A 1,907-nucleotide genomic window follows, 5' to 3' on the forward strand; every position below is an offset into this window, starting at 1 on the left:
CGCGCGCCCGGCGCCGAGCCGCTCGTCGAGCAGCGCCATGCCCATCGCGCGCGCCCGGCCCGCGCGGTGCGGAATGGCCCAGGTGCAGCCCAGGTCCGGCACGATGCCGAGCTTGGGCAGGAAGGGCAGGTAGAAGTAGGCGCTGCGCGCCGCCAGCGTGATGTCGGCCGCGAGCGCGAGGCCCACGCCGGCACCGGCGGCCGCGCCGTTGACGGCGGCCACCACGGGGATCGGCATCGACTGCAGCGTCTCGATCAGCGGGTTGCTCAGCGACTGCATCCACTCGGCGGTCTGGTCGCCGAGCGTCTTGCCGTCCTGCGGCGGTCGCATCGCACTGAGATCGGCGCCCACGCAGAAGGCCTTGCCGGCGCCCGTGAGGATCAGGGCGCGCACGGCGCGGTCGTCGCGGATGCGTTCGAGGTGGGCACGCAATTCCTGCTGCAGCTCGATCGCCAGCGGGTTGAGCTTGGCCGGCAGATTGAGCGTGAGGGTGGCGATGCCCTCGTCGAGCGCGTAGAGCACGCAGGGTTGCGCGCCCGGGTCCTGTGGTGGCTGCTGCGTCATCGGAATCTCTCCACGTGTTCGTCGGCTCGGATGTTCGGGGGGAATGGATGACCGTGCACGGCGCCCAAAGAAAAAGCCGCCCGTCGACGGGGCGGCTCTGGCTGGCGTGCTCCGGTTCCCTGGCATCGATGGTTCGATGCCGGGGGGCCAGGGTCAAGCCGGGGACAACCCGTGGGGCAGCAGTCGCCAAGGCGACCGCCGGCGCGCGGGCACCGGCAGCGGGATCGCGGCCGGTTGCGCGTCCGACACCGTGATGCGCGCGGGCTCGAGCGCCGACACCAGGATGCGGCGGTGCTCGGTGCCCTCGAAGCGATCGCCGGGCTCGAGCACGATGTCGCGCGGATCGCGGTCCAGGGTGACCCAGACCGAGCCGCTGCGGCATTCGATGCCCACGCCGGCGCCATCGGCCACGGCGAAGACCGCGCGCGCCGGCAGGCTGAGCTGGAAGCAGGAAGGGAAGGGGGTGCTCATGGCAAGCTCCATTGCATTCGTCATGCGAATGAATATATTGAGCGCCCAGTCCTTTACAAACGGTCTTTTGGAACTCATTGCATGCGTATCGAGAATGCAAAGAAGGCCTCGCCGGCCCAGCCCCAGAGCGTGGTCGACCTGCCGCCGCTGGAACTCATGCGCAGCTTCGAGGCGGCCGCGCGCCGGCTGAGCTTCACGCTGGCCGCGACCGAGCTTCATCTCACGCAGTCGGCCGTGAGCCGGCAGATCCAGCAGCTCGAGGCCAGCCTGGGCGTGCTGCTGTTCGAGCGCCGCCATCGCGCGCTGGTGCTCACCGAGGCCGGCGGCGTGATGCAGCGCGCCGTCACCGACAGCCTGGAGCGGCTGCGCGATGCCACCGCGCGCGTGCGCGCCGGCTCGGCGCCGCGCCAGGTCGCGATCACCACCACGCCGGGCTTCGCCTCGCTGTGGCTGATCCCGCGGCTCGCGCGCTTCACCGGCAGCCATCCGCAGGTCGACGTGCGCGTGTCGGCCACGCTCGAGGTGCTCGACCTCGAGCGCAGCCGCGTCGACGTGGCGGTGCGGCTGATGCCGGTCTCGCGCGGCAAGGGGCCGGCGCTGTTCGAGGAGAGCGTGGTGCCACTGTGCTCGCCCGCGCTCGCCAAGTCGCTGCGCAAGCCGGCCGATCTCGCGAACCTCACCTTGCTCACGGTCGAGTACCCCGACCACAGCGAGGCACCCACCATCGACTGGGAACCCTGGCTCAAGGTGATGGGGCTGCACGACCTGCGCATGAAGAGCACGCTGCGCTTCACGCAGTACGCCGACGCGGTGGGCGCGGCGGTGGCGGGGCAGGGCGTGGTGATCGGGCGCCTGCCGCTGCTGCGCGAGCT

At 71.2% G+C, this 1,907-nt stretch carries 3 protein-coding genes; 1 reads left to right on the top strand and 2 read right to left on the bottom strand.

The features are described from left to right. Together AC27VN_RS40170 and AC27VN_RS40175 are read right to left on the bottom strand one after the other, a co-directional pair. On the bottom strand, positions 1–564 hold a 564-nt coding region (locus AC27VN_RS40170; RefSeq protein ID WP_490880314.1), incomplete at its 3' end, for an enoyl-CoA hydratase-related protein. Between the two features lie 153 nt (positions 565–717). Beyond that, positions 718–1,035 (bottom strand): DUF2917 domain-containing protein, encoded by a 318-nt coding sequence (locus AC27VN_RS40175; RefSeq protein WP_490880315.1) that lies wholly within the window; start codon positions 1,033–1,035, stop codon positions 718–720. Between the two features lie 81 nt (positions 1,036–1,116). Here AC27VN_RS40175 and AC27VN_RS40180 point away from each other — a divergent pair. Further along, positions 1,117–1,907: LysR family transcriptional regulator (locus tag AC27VN_RS40180; RefSeq protein ID WP_490880316.1), on the top strand; the 791-nt coding region annotated here is incomplete at its 3' end.

The sequence above is a fragment of the Variovorax sp. 20P10.2.4 genome (assembly GCF_058244205.1).

Coding starts and splice junctions, on each gene's coding strand:
- AC27VN_RS40175 (WP_490880315.1), bottom strand. CDS start 1,035: ATGAGCACCCCCTTCCCTTCCTGCTTCCAGCTCAGCCTGCCGGCGCGC.